Raw genomic sequence first — 14724 nt, 5'->3', positions numbered from 1 at the left:
GAAAGGCGGCGGCCCGCATCGGCCCTGATCGAAACACCTGTCGCGCCCCCAGGGCCGAGCCGGTAGGGTCCACGGGGACGGCGATCGAACGGCTCAAGCTTGGCCGCCGGCTTCAGCGCGTGACGACTCAAGGCGGCCGCACCAGATGACCGAAGAAACGGAATCCGCCCGGGACGGGTCTTCCGATCGCGCCCCGCCCATCACCGGCATCGCGGGCTGGCGCGCGATACCGCGCGCCGTCTGGACGCTCGGCTTCGTCTCGATGTTCATGGACCTGTCGTCCGAGATGATCCATGCGCTCCTTCCGATCTTCATGGTCTCGACTCTGGGCGCCAGCGCGGCGCTGCTGGGCGTGATCGAAGGCATGGCGGAGGGGGCGACCTCGGTCACCAAGGTCTTCTCGGGCTGGCTCTCCGATCGCCTGGGCCATCGCAAGTGGCTGGCGGTGGCCGGCTATGGGCTGGCGGCGCTGACGAAACCGGTCTTTCCCCTCGCCCAAACCTGGAGCGCGGTCCTGGCGGCGCGCCTGGCGGACCGGGTGGGTAAGGGGCTGCGCGGGGCGCCGCGAGACGCCCTTGTCGCCGACATAACGCCCAGCGCGCTGCGAGGGGCCGCCTATGGCGTGCGCCAGGCGCTCGACACCGTCGGCGCAGTCGCCGGCCCGCTCGCGGCGATGGGCCTGATGCTGGCCCTGGCCGACATTCGCAAGGTGCTCGGATGGGCCGTGGCGCCGGCGATCATCTGCGTGTTGCTGCTAGTCTTCGGCGTCAAGGAGCCAGAGCGCGAGAGCTCCGGGCCGGCGCGCACGCCGATCCGCCTGGCCGAAGTCGCCGGCATGGGCCGCGCCTTCTGGGCGGTGCTGATCCTCGGCGTGATCATGACCTTCGCCCGGTTCAGCGAGGCCTTCCTGATTCTGCGGGCGATCGATGTCGGGCTGGCTGCGGCGCAGGCGCCGATCGTGATGGCGGCGATGAGCCTGGTCTATGCCCTGATTGCGGCGCCAGCCGGCCGCCTGTCGGATCGGAGGCCTCGCTGGCAGGTGCTGGCCGGCGGCCTCGTCGTCCTTGTCCTCGCTGATCTCGTCATCGCCGGCTTCCGCTCGCCGCTAGGCCTCATTGTGGGCGCGGGGCTATGGGGTGCGCACATGGGCCTGTCCCAGGGTCTGTTCTCAGCCCTCATCGCAGACACGGCCCCGGCGCGGTTGCGCGGCACGGGCTTCGGCGTCTTCAACCTCGCCACCGGCCTCGCGGTCATAGCGTCGAGTTCGCTCGCCGGCGAACTGTGGCAACACGTCGGCCCTTCGGCCACCTTCCTCGCCGGGGCCGGGTTCGCCGGCCTGGCAGTCCTCGGTCTGACCGGGCTTCGGGGAAGGCTCGATGGCCGGGCGAGCCCATGAACCGATGACTTTGGCGACCGCCCTTAACCGGAAATTACCCCTTCTCCTTAACACTGGCTTCAGTGTCCAAGAGGATCCGAAGCTCGCCTTCGCCATGGCTTTCAATCGCTTCCATCGCCCTCGCCTGCTCGGTCTCGCAGCCGGCGTCGCCGCCTGCACGCTGGCCGCCTGCGACACGGTCGAGAAGGCGCGGCCGGACGTGTTCGCCACTTCGCCGCATCCTTCGGCGAACTTCCCGAACATCGCCTACGCCACCTGGAGCACGGCCGAGCCGCCCTATCGGCTCTATCCCGGCGACGAGGTCGAGGTCACGGTTCCCTCCGCTCCGGAGCTTTCCAAGACGGTTACGGTGCAGCCCGACGGCCGCATCAGCCTGGCGCTCCTGCCGCCGGTCGAGGTGGCCGACCGCACCCTTGGTGATGTCGAGAACATCCTGGACCGCGCCTACGCCAGCCAGCTTTTGCAGCCCATGGTGACCGTCTCGGTCAAGGCGGCGCCCCTGAAGGTGTTTGTTGGCGGAGAGGTCGACAAGCCCGGCGTCTACGACATGCCCGGCGACATCAATGCGCTGCAGGCGGTGATCATGGCCGGTGGCTTCAAGACCGCGGCGAAGCGGACCGAGGTGGTGATCATCCGCCGCGGGCCCAACGGCCAGGCGATGATGCGGACCGCGAACCTGATGCGGGGTGTGAGCGATCCGGGGCTGACGGACGTTGTGCCGCTGCGACGGTTCGACGTGGTCTATGTTCCCCGCACGCGGATCGCCGAGGCGGGGATCTTCGTCCAGCAGTACTTCCGCGACATCAACCCGGTGCAGTTCGGCTTCAACTACACCGTCGGCCCGACCTATCTGGCAGGCACGGTCGCGAAATAAGACAGCAAATCAGTTCGGGGTCGGCGCGCGGGCGCCTGTCGCAGCCCGCGCCGAGATCAGATCAGCCGTGGGACAGCCATTCGCGCGCGGCGCGCTGGGCTTCGGCCACGTCCATCGGATCCATCTCCTGGCTGATCTCCTTGCGGTAGACCTTGGCCTCGACCGAACCGCGCATGGCGGCCAGGTTGAACAGCATGTGCGCGGAGACGTAGTCCAGGGGCGCGCCCCCTTGGCCGGTGGAATAGAGAAGGCCCATCCGGAACAGCTCGTCCCCGGTGGAATCGGCCTTCGGCAGCGGCAGACCAACAATGGCCGGCGGCGTTTGCTCAACGTACATTTTGTCAGCTCCCTCAAATTCGATGAGGGGAGCGGGCCGCCCGGTGTCCGGAGCGGTTTTCTCGCCCTCGAGAGCATTAGGCGTCCTCGTAGTTGAAAATATGATTAAGGCGTCCGTTAGCCATTCTTAACCTGGCCACATGCGCACTTTGGTCGCACCTGGGCTCGCGAATACTTCTTTAAGACAAGTTGTCGCATCGACGCCCAGCAAGTGTGCAGTGTGCGAATGATCCGACCTCCTGGCCAGGGATCGCCGCCCGGGCCGCGACGGGCTATGTAGGCTTGGAGTTCGATCGTTCAGCCTCGGTTCACCCGCAACGCGGCAGGGTGCCCGGCGAAGATCGGCGGAAAGGAGGCAGGATCTTGAAATCGTGGGTTCGCCTTGCCGCGATCGCGCTCCTGGCCCTGACGGCGCCGATCGCCGCGCGCGCCGAGCATGGCGATCACGGCGATCGCGAGCGGGGCGGCCAGCACCAACAGCAGCAGCAACAGCGCGAAGCGCCGCGCGGGCGTCAGGAATACGCCCCGCCGGGCGGTCGCGACCCAGAGCGCGGCGGCTACTATGTTCCGCCCTACGGCGGCCGGGGCCAACCGACCTATCAGCCCGCCCGGCCGCAATACTACCCCCCCGGCGGCGCCTATCCCACCTATCCCGGCTACCGCCCGCCCGCCTATGGTCCGCCGGGCTATGGCGCGCGCCCCTATGCCGTCCCTGGCTATGGCTCGCCACGCTATGCCCCCCCGGGCGCGGCCTACGGCCGCTGGCGACGCGGCCAGGTCCTGCCGCCCGCCTATCGCGGGGCGGTGGTCAGCGACTTCGGCCGCTACCACCTGCGCCGGCCGCCGCGTGGCTACTACTGGGTGCACGAGGGCGACGACTTCGTCCTCGTGGCGATGGGCACGGGCCTGATCTTCGATGTCATCTCCGGCGGGTATTGAGCCGATGCGGCCGGGCGACCGCGTCATCGGCCTGATCGGCGGCATGAGCTGGGAAAGCTCGGCGGAGTACTACCGCATCATCAACCAGGAAGCCCGGCGGCGGCTAGGCGAGGCCCATTCGGCGCGCAGCCTGATGTGGACTTTCGACTTCGCCGAGATCGAGGCCCTGCAGCACGCCGGCGCATGGGATCGCCTGACCGGGATGATGATCGAGGCGGCGCAACGGCTCGAGCGCGGCGGCGCCGGCCTGATCGTCATCTGCACCAACACCATGCACCGCATGGCCGACGAGGTGGCTGCGGCGACCGGCATCCCCCTGCTGCATATCGCCGATCCCACCGCGGCGGCGATCCGGGCCGCCGGCCTGACCCGCGTCGGCCTTCTGGGCACCGCCTTCACCATGGAGCAGGACTTCTACAAGGGCCGGCTGGCAAGAGAGCACGGGCTTGAGGTGCTGGTCCCTGATGACGACGACCGGGCGGTCGTCCATCGGGTCATCTATCATGAGCTGATCGCCGGGATCGTCCGCGAGGACTCGCGCGCGCTCTATCGCGAGGTGATCGCCCGGCTGGTCCAGCGCGGCGCCCAGGCGGTGATCCTGGGCTGCACCGAGATCATGCTGCTGGTGAAGCCGGAGGACAGCACGGTCCCCCTCTTCGACACCACCACCCTGCACGCCCTGGCGGCGGTGGACTGGGCGCTGGGACAGTAGCCCAGCGCCCGCTTCCGATCAGCGCGCTTTGAGGGCCTTGGCCCCGGCATAGACCGCCTGGTCGCCCAGTTCCTGCTCGATGCGCAGCAGTTGGTTGTACTTGGCGGTGCGGTCCGAGCGGGCCAGGGAGCCGGTCTTGATCTGGCCGCAGTTGGTGGCGACCGCGAGGTCGGCGATGGTCGCGTCCTCGGTCTCGCCCGAGCGGTGCGACATCACCGCGGTGTAGCCGGCGCGATGGGCCATATCGACCGCGTCCAGGGTCTCGGACAAGGTGCCGATCTGGTTGACCTTGACTAGGATCGAATTGGCGAGGCCCCGGCCGATGCCGTCCGACAGGCGAGCGGGGTTGGTGACGAACAGGTCGTCGCCGACCAGCTGGATCTTGCCGCCCAGCTTGTCGGTCAGCAGCTTCCAGCCCTCGAAATCGTCCTCGGCGCAGCCGTCCTCGATGGTCACGATCGGGAACTTGGCCACAAGGCCGGCCAGGTAGTCGACCATGCCGGCCTGATCGAGGGTCTTGCCCTCGCCTTCCAAGTGATAGCGGCCGTCCTTGAAGAACTCGGTCGAGGCCACGTCCAGGCCCAGCTGGAAGTCCTTGCCGGCCTTATAGCCGGCGCCCTCGCCCGCCTTGACGATGAACTCCAGCGCCGCCTCGGCTGAGGCCAGGTTGGGGGCGAAGCCGCCCTCGTCGCCGACATTGGTGTTGTGGCCGGCGGCCTTCAGCGCGCTCTTCAGGGCGTGGAAGATCTCCGCGCCCATGCGCAGGCCGTCTGAGAAGCTGTCCGCGCCCGTGGGCAGGATCATGAATTCCTGGATGTCGATCGGATTGTCGGCATGGGCGCCGCCGTTGATGATGTTCATCATCGGGGTCGGCAGCACGCGGGCCGAGACGCCGCCCACATAGCGGTAGAGCGGCAGATCCTTGGAGATGGCCGAGGCCTTAGCCGCCGCCAGCGAGACGCCCAGGATGGCGTTGGCGCCCAGGCGGCTCTTGTTCGGCGTGCCGTCGAGCTCGATCAGCAGGTTGTCCAGCCGGCGCTGGTCCTCGGCGTCCAGGCCGGACAGGGCGTCGAAGATCTCGCCATTGACCGCGGCCACCGCCTGCAGGACGCCCTTGCCGCCATAGCGGGACTTGTCGCCGTCGCGCTTCTCCACCGCCTCGTGAGCGCCGGTGGAGGCGCCCGAGGGGACCGCCGCGCGGCCGAAGGCGCCGTCGTCCAGCGTCACATCCACTTCCACGGTCGGATTGCCGCGGCTGTCCAGGATTTCGCGGGCGACGATGTCGACGATCTCGGTCATGAGCTTCCCCTGAAGGTGGCGCGCAAACGCGGCGCGGCGTGGGCTTACCTCAGGCGGGGCGCGCGGGAAAGCCGCTTGACTTCCGCCGGGGGGCGCAGCCATGCCCGAAACGAGCCTGGAGGAGCCCCAACCGATGTTGCTGGTCGAAAAGTCGGACGGCGTCGCCGTCGTCACCCTGAACCGGCCCGAGGCCATGAACGCCATGTCCAAGGCCCTGCGCGCAGCCCTTGCCGAGGCGTTCGTGGCGCTGGAGAAGGACCCGGAGGTGCGGGTGGCGATCCTCACCGGCGCGGGCGACAGGGCCTTCACCGCCGGCCTCGACCTGAAGGAGCTGGGTTCGGATCCAGGCGGCCTTGGCGCCGCCAACGCCACCGAGGCGGTCGCCAATCCGGTCAAGGCGATCGAGGGCTTTTCCAAGCCGGTGATCGGGGCGATCAACGGCGTGGCGATCACCGGCGGCTTCGAGGTGGCCCTGGCCTGTGACGTGCTGATCGCCTCAACCCGCGCCCGCTTCGCCGACACCCATGCCCGGGTCGGCATCACCCCGGGCTGGGGCCTGTCGCAGAAGCTGTCGCGGGCGATCGGGATCTATCGCGCCAAGGAGCTGTCGCTATCCGGCAACTTCCTCGACGCCGAAACCGCCTGCGCCTGGGGCCTGGTCAACCGGGTTGTGCCGCCGGAGGAGCTGATGCCCGCCGCGCTGAAGCTGGCCGCCGACATGGCGACCATCCCGCCGGAGATGGCGGCGTTCTACAAGCGGATGATCAATGACGGTTTCGGCCTGCCCTTCGGCCAGGCGATGGCGCTGGAGCACGAGCGTTCCAGTCGGTGGAACGCCGGGATCACGCCAGAGATCGTGGAAACGAACCGCCAGGCGGTGCTGGCGCGGGGGCGCACGCAATAGGCGGCGCGAAAGCCCTTCCCCCGATCGAAGGGGGAAGGGTCTTGCGAAGACCTCAGTCTTCCTTTTGCGTCAGAACCTGGCGGCCCTTGTACATGCCGGTCTTCAGGTCGACGTGGTGCGGACGACGCAGTTCGCCGGTTTCCTTGTCTTCGATATAGGAATTGGCGCCCAGGGCGTGGTGCGAGCGGCGCATGCCGGCGCGCGAGGGAGAGACTTTGCGTTTAGGAACGGCCATCGGAGAGATCCCACCGGCATGAAAATGGAGACGGCGGCCCGGGTGAACGCCTAGGCCGCCGACGTGAGCGCGGGTGTATGCCTCAAACCGCCCAAGGATTCAAGGCCCGCGCGGAGCCGTCCTCAGCTTGGCCGGCGCAACGTTGCGCCAGGCCATTTCGATCAGCGTCCGCATCAAGTCCATATCGACCTTTTCATGCCAGACGAAGGTCGAACCCTTGCGGCCCCAATAGCCGGGGACCGGCTCGATCACGCCAGGGTGGCCGGCGGCCAGATTGGCCTGGTCCTCCGCATCCAGCTTGACCATGGCCCGGGGGCGATCCTGGTGCAGCGTGCAGAAGATCTTCCCGCAAACCCGGAACGAGGGCATGCCGTGATGGTCGGCCTCCTCCGCCTGCGGCTGGGCCAGGGCGATGCGGCGGATGTCGTCCTCGGTCATGGCTGAGCTCTCCGCACCAGGCGCCTCGGCGCAACGTGGGTCCAGGCCAGGCGCAGCAGATCGCCCAGCAGCGCCTCGTCCGCCTGCTCGGTCCAGACATAGGTCCAGCCGTGGTGCGCATAGAGCCGGGCCGGCCCGACCGCCTCGGGATGCCCCTCGATCATGTTCAGCTGGTCCTCGCGCTCGAGCTTGAGGGTGATGTGCGCGGTCTCGCGCGGGAACATGCAGAATATGCGCTTGTCGACGCGAAAGGACGGCGCGCGGCGATGCGTGTCCTCATAGGCCTCGGGCAGTCCGAGCGCGATGCGGCGGGCGTCCTCACGGGTGGACATGGGCGAGCCTCCCGCGCGGGATGCTAATCCAACCCGTACCGGCGACCTAGACCAGCCGGCTTTGAACCTTGGCGGCGCCGATGAAGCTGGCGAACAGGGGATGGGGCGCGAAGGGGCGGCTCTTCAGTTCCGGGTGATACTGCACGCCGACGAACCAGGGATGATCGTCGCGCTCGCAGGTCTCGGGCAGCACCCCGTCCGGCGACATGCCGCGGAACATCAGGCCGGTGGCCTCGATCCGCTCCTTGTAGGCGATATTGACCTCGTAGCGGTGCCGGTGGCGTTCGCTGATGGTGGGTGAGCCGTAGATTTCCTCGATCTTGGAGCCGGGCTTAAGAATCGCCTCATAGGCGCCCAGCCGCATGGTGCCGCCCAGATCGTCACCCTCGGTGCGGATCTCGCGGGTGTTGCCTTTGACCCACTCGGTCATCAGGCCGACAATAGGCTCCGGCGTCGGGCCGAACTCGGTCGACGAGGCTTTTTCGATCCCCGCTAGGTTCCGAGCCGCCTCGACCATGGCCATCTGCATGCCGAAGCAGATGCCGAAATAGGGCACGGCGTGCTCGCGGGCGAAGGTGACCGCGCGGATCATGCCGTCCGCGCCGCGCTGGCCGAAGGCGCCCGGCACCAGCACCCCGTCCGCGTTCTCCAGCCGCTCGGCGGCGGCCTGGGGGTCTTTCTCAAGTTGCTCGGACTCGACCCAGTCGATCTTGACCCCGACGTTGTTGGCCACGCCGCCGTGCACCAGGGCCTCGATCAGCGACTTGTAGGCGTCCTTCAGCACCGTGTACTTGCCCACGACGGCGATGTTCACCTCGCCGTCCGGATGGGCGATGCGCTCGCAGATGCCTTCCCAGCGCGACAGATCGGGCGCCGGCGCGTCGCTCATGCCGAACACGGCGAGCACCTCGGCGTCCAGGCCCTCGCGGTGATAGTCGAGCGGCACCTTGTAGATGGACTCCGAGTCCATCGCCTGGATCACCGCGCTTTCGCGCACGTTGCAGAACAGGCCGATCTTGCGCTTCTCGCCAGCCGGAATCTCCTGCTCGCAGCGGCAGAGCAGGATGTCGGGCTGGATGCCGATCGAGCGCAGCTCCTTGACCGAGTGCTGGGTCGGCTTGGTCTTCATTTCCCCGGCCGTCTTGATGAACGGCAGGAGGGTCAGGTGCACGAAGCAGGAGTGGCCGCGCGGCAGCTCCTGGCCCAGCTGGCGGATAGCCTCGAAGAACGGCAGGCCCTCGATGTCGCCCACCGTGCCGCCGATCTCGACCAGCACGAAGTCGACGTCCGATCCGTCCTCGGCCTTGGCCTCGGAGAGGACGAACTTCTTGATCTCGTCGGTGACGTGCGGGATCACCTGCACCGTGGCGCCCAGATAGTCGCCCCGCCGCTCCTTCTCCAGGATGGTCTGGTAGATGCGACCGGTGGTGATGTTGTCGCCCTTGGTGGCCGACACGCCGGTGAAGCGCTCGTAGTGGCCGAGGTCGAGGTCGGTCTCGGCCCCGTCATCCGTCACGAACACCTCGCCGTGCTGATAGGGGCTCATCGTCCCCGGATCGACATTGAGATAGGGATCGAGCTTGCGCAGGCGGACCTTGTAGCCGCGTGCCTGCAGAAGCGCGCCAAGGGCGGCGGACGCGAGACCTTTTCCCAACGAGGAAACCACGCCGCCGGTGATGAAGATGTACCGGGCCATGGGCGGTCAGATTACCCCTGATTCGCGGGCATGACTCAGGCCTTCGCCTGGGGTGCGATGAATTTTCACAGCGATGTACTGACCAGGTTACTGGGCGGGCTTCTTGGCCGGCTCGGCCTTGCCCGCTGGGGTGACGACGGTGTTGGGGCCGAACGGGTTCAGCGGGCTGGTCTGGGCCGGCGGCGGAGCCGCGGGCGCTGCGGCCGGAGCCGACGGCGCGGTGAAGCCGCCGACAGGCGGCGCCGACTGCGCGGGCTGGGCCGGAGCGGCCGGCTGGTTCAGCGTGCTCGGATTGGCCTGCAGCTTCAGTCGGTCGACCACCGAGGAGTGGGCGCGGTTGTGGCCGGAGATCAGGGTCATGGCCATGCACAGGCCAAAGAAGGTGAGCCCCAGAATCCAGGTAGTGCGGGTCAGGAAGTCCCCGGTGCCGCGAGCGGTCATGAACGCGCCCGGTCCGCCGCCGCTCATGCCCAGCGCCCCGCCTTCCGAGCGCTGCAAAAGGACCAGCGCCACCAGGGCGACGCAGACCACGATGATGACGCCGAGCAGGATGTTGAGAAGCATGGGGCCTTGCGGACAGCTGAAAGCGCGCCGGCGCGAAAGGAGCGCCGCCGCAACAAGCCGCGCGGTCTAGCACCATGGCCCCCGGAAGGCTAGAGGTCGCGACATGATCCTGCGCACCCCGCGCCTGACCTTGAGGCCCCTGGCGGCCGGCGACGCCGAGGCCCTGCACGGCCTGATGAGCGACGCCCTGGTGATGGCCTACTGGGACATCCGAGAGATCGACGACCTCGAACTGACCCGGATGATCCTTGAGGGCCAGATAAAGGCCGCGCAGGAGGGCGAGGCGATCCACTGGGCCATGGTCCGCGACGCCGACAGCGCCTTCATCGGTGTCTGCGACCTCTCCGACATCGATCCATGGCACAAGCGGGCCGAGATCGGCTTTCTGTCCGCCCGCTCGGTCTGGGGCGAAGGCTACACGCTGGAGGCCATGCAGGCGGTGCTGGACCACGCCGCCCAGCAACTGCACATCAAGAAGCTGGCTGCCCGCACCCACGTGGGCAATGTCCGCTCGGTGCGGCTTCTGCAACGGCTGGGCTTCGAGCAGGAGGGCGTCCTGCGCGGCCACATCGAGCGCGACGGCGAACGCCGGGACTGCCTGCTGTTCGGGCTGCTGCTCTAAGCCGCGCGCACGATCTGTAGGAAGTCCGCCGCTTTCAGCGAGGCGCCGCCGACCAGGGCTCCGCCGACCTCGTCCGCATGCAGGATCTCGGCGGCGTTGGCCGGCTTGACCGAGCCGCCGTAGAGGATCGCCACCCCCTTGCCCGCTTGGCCCAGCGCCTTGACCAGCGCGGCGCGGATCGCCTGATGCACCTCTTCGATCTGCGGCGTGGTGGGGGTAAGGCCCGTGCCGATGGCCCAGACCGGCTCATAAGCCACCGTCACCGGCGATCCGGCCAGGGCCGCGGGGACCGAACCGGCGATCTGGGCGTTGACCACCTCCAGCGCCCGGCCTGCCTCGCGCTCGGCCAAGGTCTCGCCGACGCAGATGATCGGCTCCAGGCCCGCCCGCCGGGCCGCCAGCGCCTTGGCCGCCACGATGGCGTCGGTTTCGCCGTGATAGGTGCGCCGCTCGGAGTGGCCGACGATGACCATCGCCGCCCCGGCCTCGGCCAGCATCTCGGCGCTGATGTCGCCGGTGAAGGCGCCGCTGACCTCGGCGTGACAGTCCTCGCCGCCGGCGATCACCGCCGTACCGACCACGGTTCGCGCCATGCGCTCGACCAGGGTGGCCGGCGCGCAGAGGGCGACGCGGGCCCGGGCAGGCTCTGCCTTCAGGGCCGCCGCCAGGGCAGAGGCCTCGGCCAGGTCGGCGCCAAGGCCGTTCATCTTCCAGTTTCCAGCGATCAGGTGCGTGGTCATCGTAGGTCCCCGTCTCGTTTTCGAGATCTAGGAAGCACGGCCTAGGTCATGGCGCCGGCCCTGTCCACGGCGCCAACGTAGCGTCAACCCTTGCCCCTGGGCGCGCCAGTCTCCTATATCGCTCGACCCGCTTCGCCGCGGGCGTCATTGCCCTCGAGGACTTCCGAACCATGCTCGCCGCCTTTCGCAACTTTGCGAAGTCCCCGTTCGCCGTCGTGCTGCTGAGCCTTCTCATCGTCAGCTTCGCCATCTGGGGCATCCGCGATGTGTTCCACGGGCGGATATCCAATGCGGTGGTCACCGCCGGCTCGCGCGAAGTGACGCCCGCAGAGTTCAAGCGCATGTTCAACCTGGGCCTGAAGCAGATCGAACAGCGCCAAGGCCAGCCGGTCTCGCTGCAGGACGCTGTTGCGGGCGGCTTCGACCAGCAGATATTGAACGACCTCTCGGGCGCCGAAGCCTTCGACGAATTCGTTCATCGCATGGGCGTGATCCCGGCCGACTCCCTGGTCGGCGACGCCATCGCCAAGCAGCCGGACTTTTTCAACAAGATCACCGGCCGGTTCGACAAGGACGCCTACCAGCGCACCCTGGCCGAAAACGACCTGACGCCGGACAAGTTCGAGACCATCGAACGAGACCAGATCGCCGAGAACCACCTGGCGGCCGGCATCGGCGCCGGCCTGCGCGCGCCAAAGACCTACGGCGCCATGGTCGCCGGCTATGAGTTCGAAAGCCGCAACCTGACCTTCTTCATGCTGTCGCCCGGCAATGTGGCCAAGCCCGAACCGCCGACCGACGCTCAACTGCAGGCCTTCCTGAACGCCCACGCCGCGGCCCTGAAGCTGCCCGAGCGTCGGGTGCTGTCGGTGGTGCGCTTCAGCGCCCAGGCCATGGCCGGGTCCATGCCGGCCGACCCGGCGGCGGTGGAAAAGCTGTACAACTTCCGCAAGGACACCGCCTCGACCCCCGAAAAGCGCTCGCTGGTCCAGATCCCGGTGAAGGATGCCGCCGCTGCTGCGGCGGTGGTCGCCAAGCTGAACCAGGGCCAGGACCCGGCGGCGGTGGCCAAGTCGATCAATGTTTCGCCGATCTCCTACCAGGAAACCGCCCAGAGCGGCGTCGCCGATCCCAAGGTGGCCGACGCCGCCTTTGCGATGAAGGCCGGTGAGGTCAAGGGCCCGATCCAGGGCGCGCTCGGCCTGGCGGTCGTCAAGGTGACGGACATCAAGCCAGCTCACCAGGCGACCCTGGAAGAGATGCGCCCGACCCTGGAAGCCCAGGTCAAGAAGGACGCCGCTGGCCAGAAGGTGTTCGACGCGGTGCAGAAGTACCAGGACTCCCACGCCAGTGGATCGAACCTCGCCGAAGCCGCCAAGGCGTCCGGTGGCGTGGTGATGCAGATCGGCCCGATCACCGCCGAAGGCATGAACCCCAGCGACGCCGGCGGCGCCCCCCCGCAGGGGCTGACGCCCAAGCTGCTGAGCGAGGCCTTCAAGCTGCCCCAAGGCGGCGAGACCGACATGGAGAACGAAGCCTCGGGCGAATACTTCGCCGTGCGGGTCGAAAAGGTGATCCCCCCCTCCGTGCCTGCCCTGGCCGAGATCAAGCCCCGCCTGATGCAGGCCTACATGATCGACCAGATCACCAGCCGCCTGCAGGCCAAGGCCGACGAAGCCCTGGCTCGGCTGAAGAAGGGCGAGACCATGGAGGCGATCGCCGCGTCCATGGGCGCTCAGGCGCAGCATGCCCAGGGCCTGACCCGCGCCACCCTGGGCCAGAACCGGGCGCTCGGCCCCGAAGCCGCCGGCAAGATCCTGGCCGCCAAGGCCGGCGAGACCTTCAGCACCCTGACCGCCCAGGCGATCATGGTCGCGCGGCTGGACAGCATCCAGGCCCCGCCCGCGGCCCAGATGGCGCCGCTGGTCCTGCGCGGCGAGCAGCCCTTGTCGCAGCAGCTCTTCGACGACATGGGCCAGCTGATGCGCTCGGCCGCGATCGCCAAGATCAAGCCGACCATCGACCAGGCCCGCGCCCGCGAAGCCCTGGGCCTTTCCGCCGACACCACCCCGGCCTCGTCCGGCAAGGGAACGCCCAAGTCGTGATGATCGCGCCGGACCTTGCTTCGTTTCGCCGGCTCTATGACAGCGGCGCGGCCCAGCTGGTCTGGACGCGGATCGTCGACGACCTGGAGACGCCGGTCTCCGCCTATCTGAAGATCGCCCACGGCAAGGCCAACGCCTTCCTGTTCGAGTCGGTCGAGGGCGGCGCCTGGCGTGGCCGCTATTCGGTGATCGCGCTGAAGCCGGACCTGATCTGGCGCTGCTATGGCGAACGGGCCGAGGTCTGTCAGGGCGATGATCTGGCCCACGGCCGCTTCCGCACCGAACCTGTCGGCGCGCTCGACTCCCTGCGCGACCTGGTGGCCCAGAACCGCATGGACCTGCCGGTGGGCCTGCCGCCCATGGCCGGCGGCCTGTTCGGCGCCATCGGCTACGATATGATCCGCCTGGTCGAGCGGCTGCCGGACGTCAACCCGGACGCCCTGGGCCTGCCCGACGGCCTGATGATCCGTCCCTCGGTGGTGGCGATCTTCGACTCCATCGGGCAGGAAATCGTGCTGACCACCACCGCCCGCCCCGGCAAGCAGTCGGCCGAAGCAGCCTACGCGGAAGCCTGCGCGCGGCTGGAGGCGGTGCTGGCGGACCTGCGCCGGCCCCTGCCCGCGGCGCCCGTGCGCGAGCCACACGCGCCCAAATCCTTCGCCTCCAAGGTCGACCGGGCCGCCTACGGCCAGATCGTCGAGAAGGCCAAGCGCTACATCGAGGCCGGCGACATCTTCCAGGTGGTGCCCAGCCACAGGTTCAGCGCCGACTTCGACCTGGACCCGTTCGCCCTCTACCGCTCCCTGCGGCGGCTGAACCCCTCGCCGTTCCTGTTCTACCTGAACTTCGAAGGCTTCCAGCTGGTGGGCTCCAGCCCCGAGATCCTGGTGCGGCTGCGCGACGGCAAGATCACCATCCGCCCGATCGCCGGCACCCGCCCCCGCGGCAAGACGCCCGAAGAAGACGCGCAGCTGGAAAAGGAACTGCTAGCCGACCCCAAGGAGCGGGCCGAGCACCTGATGCTGCTGGACCTGGGCCGCAACGACGTCGGCCGTGTGGCCATGCTGAGGCATGAAGGCGCCAACCAGCCGCAGACGCGCCAGAAGGGCCCCCGCGTCCGGGTCACAGAGAGCTTCACCATCGAGCGCTACAGCCACGTCATGCACATCGTCTCCAACGTCGAGGGCGACGCCCCCGAGGGCGTGGACCCGGTCGATGTGCTGATGGCCGCCCTGCCCGCCGGCACCCTCTCGGGCGCGCCCAAGGTGCGGGCGATGGAGATCATCGACGAGCTGGAAAGCGAAAAGCGCGGCCTGGGCTATGCCGGGGCGGTGGGCTATTTCGGCTGCGACGGCAGCATCGACACCTGCATCGTGCTGCGCACCGGCCTGGTCAAGGATGGAACCCTCTATGTCCAGGCGGGCGGCGGGGTGGTGGCCGACAGCGATCCGGACGCGGAATACGAAGAGACCCTGCACAAGTCGGCGGCGCTGAGGCGCGCGGCCGAAGAGGCCTGGCGGTTCGCTTAGGGC

Annotated in this window: 16 protein-coding genes; 8 read left to right on the top strand and 8 right to left on the bottom strand. The window is 68.3% G+C overall.

Annotation, left to right across the window (positions count from 1 at the left end; genetic code table 11):
• Positions 1-145: 145 nt before the first annotated feature.
• A complete protein-coding gene (locus KCG34_RS01275; RefSeq protein WP_249138170.1) occupies positions 146-1396 on the top strand; it encodes an MFS transporter in 1251 nt (416 codons plus the stop codon).
• Between the two features lie 94 nt (positions 1397-1490).
• Positions 1491-2270 (top strand): polysaccharide biosynthesis/export family protein, encoded by a 780-nt coding sequence (locus tag KCG34_RS01270; protein ID WP_211938602.1) that lies wholly within the window; start codon positions 1491-1493, stop codon positions 2268-2270.
• A gap of 61 nt (positions 2271-2331) precedes the next feature.
• On the opposite strand, the gene KCG34_RS01265 is transcribed toward KCG34_RS01270, so the two are convergent.
• Positions 2332-2607 carry a sel1 repeat family protein gene (locus tag KCG34_RS01265; protein ID WP_211938601.1) on the bottom strand — a complete coding sequence of 92 codons (276 nt, stop codon included), beginning with the start codon at positions 2605-2607 and terminating at the stop codon, positions 2332-2334.
• Positions 2608-2969: 362 nt separating this feature from the next.
• Between KCG34_RS01265 and KCG34_RS01260 the strand changes: the two genes are divergently transcribed.
• Positions 2970-3545 (top strand): RcnB family protein, encoded by a 576-nt coding sequence (locus KCG34_RS01260; protein ID WP_249138169.1) that lies wholly within the window; start codon positions 2970-2972, stop codon positions 3543-3545.
• 4 nt (positions 3546-3549) lie between these two features.
• Positions 3550-4257, top strand: a complete 708-nt coding sequence (locus tag KCG34_RS01255; RefSeq protein ID WP_211938600.1) for an aspartate/glutamate racemase family protein — start codon at positions 3550-3552, stop codon at positions 4255-4257.
• A gap of 18 nt (positions 4258-4275) precedes the next feature.
• Here KCG34_RS01255 and eno read toward each other — a convergent pair whose 3' ends face one another.
• Positions 4276-5556: a phosphopyruvate hydratase gene (gene eno / locus KCG34_RS01250; RefSeq protein WP_211938599.1), complete on the bottom strand. Its 1281-nt coding sequence runs from the start codon at positions 5554-5556 to the stop codon at positions 4276-4278.
• A gap of 100 nt (positions 5557-5656) precedes the next feature.
• On the opposite strand from eno, the gene KCG34_RS01245 reads away from it, so the two are divergent.
• Positions 5657-6460, top strand: a complete 804-nt coding sequence (locus KCG34_RS01245) for an enoyl-CoA hydratase (protein WP_249138168.1) — start codon at positions 5657-5659, stop codon at positions 6458-6460.
• A 52-nt stretch (positions 6461-6512) separates the two neighbouring features.
• On the opposite strand, the gene rpmF is transcribed toward KCG34_RS01245, so the two are convergent.
• From rpmF to secG, 5 genes are all read right to left on the bottom strand, one after another.
• The gene (rpmF, locus tag KCG34_RS01240) at positions 6513-6695 is read right to left on the bottom strand and encodes a 50S ribosomal protein L32 (RefSeq protein ID WP_211938598.1); all 183 of its coding nucleotides are present in this window, start codon (positions 6693-6695) and stop codon (positions 6513-6515) included.
• Between the two features lie 99 nt (positions 6696-6794).
• Complete coding sequence (locus KCG34_RS01235; protein WP_211938597.1) at positions 6795-7133, bottom strand: MmcQ/YjbR family DNA-binding protein; 339 nt, start codon at positions 7131-7133, stop codon at positions 6795-6797.
• Positions 7130-7465 carry an MmcQ/YjbR family DNA-binding protein gene (locus KCG34_RS01230; protein ID WP_211938596.1) on the bottom strand — a complete coding sequence of 112 codons (336 nt, stop codon included), beginning with the start codon at positions 7463-7465 and terminating at the stop codon, positions 7130-7132. The genes KCG34_RS01235 and KCG34_RS01230 overlap by 4 nt, the downstream gene beginning before the upstream one ends.
• A gap of 46 nt (positions 7466-7511) precedes the next feature.
• Entirely contained in the window at positions 7512-9161 is a 1650-nt protein-coding gene (gene pyrG, locus KCG34_RS01225; protein ID WP_211938595.1) for a CTP synthase, read from the bottom strand.
• A gap of 87 nt (positions 9162-9248) precedes the next feature.
• The gene (gene secG / locus KCG34_RS01220; protein WP_211938594.1) at positions 9249-9725 is read right to left on the bottom strand and encodes a preprotein translocase subunit SecG; all 477 of its coding nucleotides are present in this window, start codon (positions 9723-9725) and stop codon (positions 9249-9251) included.
• 103 nt (positions 9726-9828) lie between these two features.
• On the opposite strand from secG, the gene KCG34_RS01215 reads away from it, so the two are divergent.
• Entirely contained in the window at positions 9829-10347 is a 519-nt protein-coding gene (locus KCG34_RS01215) for a GNAT family N-acetyltransferase (protein ID WP_211938593.1), read from the top strand.
• On the opposite strand, the gene tpiA is transcribed toward KCG34_RS01215, so the two are convergent.
• Positions 10344-11087, bottom strand: a complete 744-nt coding sequence (gene tpiA, locus KCG34_RS01210) for a triose-phosphate isomerase (protein WP_211938592.1) — start codon at positions 11085-11087, stop codon at positions 10344-10346. The genes KCG34_RS01215 and tpiA overlap by 4 nt on opposite strands.
• Positions 11088-11257: 170 nt before the next feature.
• Here tpiA and KCG34_RS01205 point away from each other — a divergent pair, with 170 nt between their 5' ends.
• Both KCG34_RS01205 and trpE read left to right on the top strand, forming a co-directional pair.
• Positions 11258-13192, top strand: a complete 1935-nt coding sequence (locus KCG34_RS01205; RefSeq protein ID WP_211938591.1) for a peptidyl-prolyl cis-trans isomerase — start codon at positions 11258-11260, stop codon at positions 13190-13192.
• On the top strand, positions 13192-14721 hold the full coding sequence (trpE, locus tag KCG34_RS01200) for an anthranilate synthase component I (RefSeq protein ID WP_211940677.1): 1530 nt from the start codon (positions 13192-13194) through the stop codon (positions 14719-14721). Before KCG34_RS01205 ends, trpE begins: the two co-directional genes overlap by 1 nt.
• Positions 14722-14724 lie beyond the last annotated feature (3 nt).

The organism is Phenylobacterium montanum (assembly GCF_018135625.1).
Taxonomy (GTDB): domain Bacteria; phylum Pseudomonadota; class Alphaproteobacteria; order Caulobacterales; family Caulobacteraceae; genus Poindextera; species Poindextera montana.
The sequence above is the reverse complement of the archived record's forward strand: the minus strand, read 5'-3'. Positions and strand labels throughout refer to the sequence as shown.